Origin of the sequence: Hydrogenophaga sp. (genome assembly GCF_030158645.1) — a bacterium.
Taxonomy (GTDB): Bacteria; Pseudomonadota; Gammaproteobacteria; order Burkholderiales; family Burkholderiaceae_C; genus Hydrogenophaga.
In genome coordinates this window covers 1-4,527 of the sequence record NZ_JAOASO010000007.1, presented here as the reverse complement: position 1 = coordinate 4,527, position 4,527 = coordinate 1, and the positions used below count along the sequence as shown (strand labels likewise).

Genomic DNA, 4,527 nt, shown 5'->3' with positions numbered 1-4,527 from the left:
CCGAGATCGCGGTGAGCATCATGGCCGAGGTGCTGGCGGTGAAGAACGGCGTGCCCTTGCCGCGCGACATGGGTGTCGCCCACGCCAAGAACGCACGCACCGACAACACCGCCGAACCGTCGGGCGCGACCTGCTTTTCGCCCACCACCCCACCGTGAGTCCCTCCCAGGCATTGCAACCGCTTCGCACGGGGGTGCTCATCCTGGCCGCCGGCGCCGGCCGGCGCATGGGCGGGCGGGCCAAGTGTTTGCTGGAGGTGGAGGGCCACAGCCTGCTGGAGCGCCTGGTGCGCTCGGTGCGCAGCCTGGGGCTGCACACGCCGGTGATGGTGCTCGGCCACCACGCCGCCGAGATCCAGGCGCACCTGGCGCAATGGCCCGAGCACCTGACACCGCGCCAGGTGATCAACCCCGCGCCCGAAGACGACCCGGCTTCGTCGCTGCACATCGGGCTGCACGCGCTTGGTAACGACGTGCAGGCCATCCTGGTGCTGCTGGCCGACCAACCGCTCATCAACGCAGCCGACATCGGTGCCGTGCTCGACGCCTTCCAGCGCCGCCCGTCCGGCTGCCAGGTGCTGGTGCCCATGGTGAACGGCGTGCCCGGCCATCCGGTCATGTTCGACGCCGCGGTGCGCTCCGACCTGCTGGCCTCGCCCGGCTCCAGCTTGCGGCAATGGCGCGCGGCGCACCCACACGCCACCTTGTCCTGGGCCGTGGACAACCCGCACCACACGCGCGACCTCGACACGCCCGACGACCTGAACGCCCTGGCGCGCGACACGGGCTGGGTCTGCCGCTGGCCGGAGCCCGCGCCGGGGGTTAACACCGATCCCGTGAGCGGTTGATGCCCGTGCGGGGACGTTCAAACGCTGCTTTAATTCCGTTGTGACGTTGAACACCCAGCCACCCCTGACCCACCCGCACCGCCTGGCCTTGATCGAGCAGGCACGCAGGTCGGTGCTGGACACGCGCGAGCCCAGCGCGCCGGCGGAACTCTCACCTTGGATCGACCGGTCCTGGCGTCGCTGCCTGGGCATGGGCTTCAACCCGCACCAGCCCATTGCGTTCGACGCGGTCACGCACAGCGTGGTGCGCAACGCCATCGACGCCAACCAGCCGCTGCTGCGGGCCGCGGCGCCGGTGATCCAGTCGCTCACGCGGGCCATGGCCAACACGCGCTACTTCGCCATCCTCACCGACGCCAGCGGCATGGTGATCGACGTGAACGGCCCGGTGGACCGGCACAACCCGCAGGCATCCAACATCGCGCGTGTGGGGGTGGACCTGTCGGAGCGCGCCGTGGGCACCACCGCCATCGGGACCACGCTGGCCGAGTTGCAGCCGGTGTGGTTGCACCGTGGCGAACATTTCTTTGACGCCACCAGCGTCTACAGCTGCGCCGGCGCGCCCATCTGGGGACCTGACGGCCAGTGCGTGGGCATGCTCGACCTCACCGGCGTGAACGTGGTCGAACAACCCGCCCTCAAGCACCTGGTCACGCAGTCGGCGCGCAGCATCGAAAACGCGCTGGCGCTGGCCCGACCCCACCGTCTCCTGCTGAGCCTGAACTGGCCCGGCCAGTCGCTGGGCAGCGACAGCGACGGTCTGGTGTGTGTGGACGCCGACGGCCACATCACCGGCCTGAACCGGCCGGCCGCCGACATGCTGGGCATCACGCCGCTGGGCCGCGCAGGCCATTGCACCGATGTGTTCGCCGTGCCGCTGGAGACCTTGTTCGACGCCGCGCGCGCCCAGCGCAACGCGCTGGAAGTGCCGTTGTGGTCCGGGCTGCGACTCAACGTGCATGCGCGACTCAACGCGGGCGGCGAGCGCTCGCCCATGAACGCATCGGGCGCGGCCGTGCCGCTCAAGGACGTGGAAACCGCCCTCATCCGCAAGGCGGTGGAACAAGCGCGCGGCAACGTCATGGAGGCCGCTCGGGCGCTGGGCATCAGCCGCGCCACGGTCTACCGCAAGCTCATGCGCAAGAAACCCGGCACCTGACGCACCTCAAAAAAGGCGGCCGAAGAGCCGCCTTCCCGGTTTCACGCGTCAACGAACCGCGAAGCGCTCAGGGCGCGGTGAGTGTCATCCCGTGCTGCTTGAAGATCGCGAGCAGTTCGCCGCTGCTGCGGATGGACTGCAGCGCGGTTTCCAGTGCCTGGCCCAGGTCCTTGTTCTCGGCCTTGATCGCCATGCCCACGGGCCATCCGGTGTCGGGAATGCCGCTCAGCGCCAGTGGCGTGAGGCGGTACTGCCCGGGCTTGACCTCGGCACGCGAGAGCACCGACTCGGCCTGCGCGCGTGTCACATAGGCCGCCACCGCCTTGCCGTCCAGCATGGCCTGCACGGCCTGTGTGCCGGTGTTGTGGATGCCCACCTGCGCGCGCAGCAGGCCGCCGTTGTAGCCCATGAGCGCACTGGTCGCCCCCGCCCCGCGTTCGGCGGCCAGCTGGAAACCTTTGAGGTCGTCCGGGCTGGTCACTTCGGCGATGCGCGTGGTGTCGTGGGCGAGCACCAGCGACTGGCGCATGTACGGCGCCAGGATCAACACCTGGCGGTTGCGTGCCATGAGGTACTTGTCCCCGGGGACCTGCAGCATCACGTCGGCCGGGCCATAACCCAGGTAATGCCCGCGCCAGACCATGTTGCGCAGGTCGTCGTTCATGTTCTCGCCCGCGTCGAACGGCAGCAGCGAGAGCTTGAGATTGAGCTGTCTGGCCAGGGCGGCGGCGATCGACACGTCCAGCCCCTTCACGTCGTTGGCCGGGCCGTCGGAGAACGGCGCGTTGTCCTTGTAGACCGCCACCTTGAGCACGCCACTGGCGCGGATCCTGGCGAGGTCGGTCAGCTCGGTTTGCGCAGTCGCCAGCAGCGGCATGCCGGCCAGCAGCGGCAGCAGGCCGGCCAGGACCTGGCGGCGGTCCAGGTGTTTGTTGTGGTCTGTCATGTCTTGTCTCCTCGGGGTGCGGGCCGCAAGCAGCCCGCGGGTCATCACGGTTCGCGGCGGGTTTCCAGGTAGGTCTTGATCGACCAGATGGCTTCCTGCGTCAGCGTGCCTTCGAAGGGCGGCATGTACACGCGGCCATCGCGCACGCGGCCACGGCGCACGGTGGCCACGTAAAAGTCGTCCATCTCCTTGTAGCAGGCCGCCTTCTTGGCCGCATCGGCCATGCCCGTGCAGTCGGCGTCGAACTTGCGCAGGTCGGGCGACATGCCGCCCGAGATGGCTTCCAGTCCGTGGCAGCGCGCGCAGTTCTGGTTGTAGGCCGAGGTCCCGATGCGCAGGGCCTCCTTGTTGGCCGGGCCGGTGCTGTACGGGTTGGCGTCGAGCCACTTGGCGCCGAGCTGCGGCAGGCTGCTGGTGTCCACCGACTGCGGGGTCACGTCGCCGTGCGCCATGACGGCGGCCACGCCACAGGTGACGGCCAGTGCGAGCAGTCCGCGGGCAGCGCGTTTCGAAAGGGAATAGGTGCGGGTTTTCATCGGTGTGTCTCCAGGGTCAAAAGCGTGTTCACGGCTGGTGGTCAGCAAGAAGCAGGCCTTCCGTCAAAACCCGCACCGATGCACCCGACGTGTACCAAATTGCATCAATTGCGCAGCGGCTCTGCGCGCCACGTGTCACACCGGTCTGCGCCACTGGTGTCTTCTGGACCACCTTTCTGCCGGAAAAAGTAGTGCAAAAGCAGGCAGGTTACTTGCTACCAGGGCGCTGGTACACCCGACCCGGGTTGTTGCACACCGGGATTACCAGTGTTGTTTCCCGTGACAGTTATGAAGAAAATCACATGAGCCCACAAGACCGCGAACACACCGCGTCCAACCACCCTGCGGCCGACGAACCGCACTGGTCGGTGGATTGCTGGGGAGTCCTTCCCCCGGACCCTGGAGACCACATGAGTTCCGCCCTCTTCACGAGCCCCAACCCGGGTCACCGCGCCGCGCCACCGCTCGCAGGCATGCCCGGCGCCGATCACCACGATCTCATCGGCCAGTCGCACCGCCGCTCGCAGTCGTACGGGATCACCGTGACCGATGAGCCGGACTTTTCGAGCCCCACGCACGGCGTGCTGCCCGATGCGCTGGAAGAAAACCGCTTCCTGTTCCAGCACGCAGCGCCCGTGATGGAAACGCTCTACGACCAGATCGTCAACACCCACAGCATGGTGCTGCTCACCTCGGCCAGGGGCCTGGTGCTGCACTCGTTGGGTGACATGGATTTCCTGGAGCGCGCCTCGCAGGTCGCGCTCACACCCGGCATGGACTGGTCGGAAAAAAGCAAGGGCACCAACGCGATCGGCACCGCGCTGAGCGAAGAGGAAGCGCTCACCGTGCACGGCGGTCAGCACTACATGAACGCCAACAAGTTCCTCACCTGTTCGGCCTCGCCCATCTTCGATCCCTACGGCCAGGTGATCGGCGCGCTGGATGTGACCGGCGACCACCGCAGCTACCACCAGCACACGCTGGCGCTGGTGCGCATGTCGGCGCAGATGATCGAGAACCACATGTTCGCCGACATCTT

The 4,527-nt window shown here is 67.6% G+C and carries 5 protein-coding genes and 1 pseudogene; 4 read left to right on the top strand and 2 right to left on the bottom strand.

Annotated features, from left to right (window positions below):
- From Q1W68_RS00315 to Q1W68_RS00305, 3 genes and pseudogenes are all read left to right on the top strand, one after another.
- Positions 1-158 (top strand): annotated as a pseudogene (locus tag Q1W68_RS00315) (XdhC family protein); the annotation flags it as partial.
- On the top strand, positions 155-847 hold the full coding sequence (locus Q1W68_RS00310) for a nucleotidyltransferase family protein (RefSeq protein ID WP_300648217.1): 693 nt from the start codon (positions 155-157) through the stop codon (positions 845-847). The pseudogene Q1W68_RS00315 and the gene Q1W68_RS00310, both read left to right, overlap by 4 nt.
- Before the next feature lie 40 nt (positions 848-887).
- Positions 888-2,006, top strand: a complete 1,119-nt coding sequence (locus Q1W68_RS00305; RefSeq protein WP_300715405.1) for a helix-turn-helix domain-containing protein — start codon at positions 888-890, stop codon at positions 2,004-2,006.
- A gap of 67 nt (positions 2,007-2,073) precedes the next feature.
- Here Q1W68_RS00305 and Q1W68_RS00300 read toward each other — a convergent pair whose 3' ends face one another.
- Positions 2,074-2,952 (bottom strand): transporter substrate-binding domain-containing protein, encoded by an 879-nt coding sequence (locus tag Q1W68_RS00300; protein WP_300648213.1) that lies wholly within the window; start codon positions 2,950-2,952, stop codon positions 2,074-2,076.
- Positions 2,953-2,996: 44 nt separating this feature from the next.
- A complete protein-coding gene (pedF, locus tag Q1W68_RS00295) occupies positions 2,997-3,488 on the bottom strand; it encodes a cytochrome c-550 PedF (protein ID WP_300648211.1) in 492 nt (163 codons plus the stop codon).
- A gap of 473 nt (positions 3,489-3,961) precedes the next feature.
- On the opposite strand from pedF, the gene Q1W68_RS00290 reads away from it, so the two are divergent.
- Positions 3,962-4,527, top strand: a 566-nt coding sequence (locus Q1W68_RS00290) for a GAF domain-containing protein (protein WP_300715406.1), incomplete at its 3' end; no start/stop codon positions are given.

What these genes read in the sequence shown, in the direction of transcription:
- pedF (WP_300648211.1), bottom strand. Translation starts at nt 3,488, where the DNA reads ATGAAAACCCGCACCTATTCCCTTTCGAAACGCGCTGCCCGCGGACTG.
- Q1W68_RS00300 (WP_300648213.1), bottom strand. Translation starts at nt 2,952, where the DNA reads ATGACAGACCACAACAAACACCTGGACCGCCGCCAGGTCCTGGCCGGC.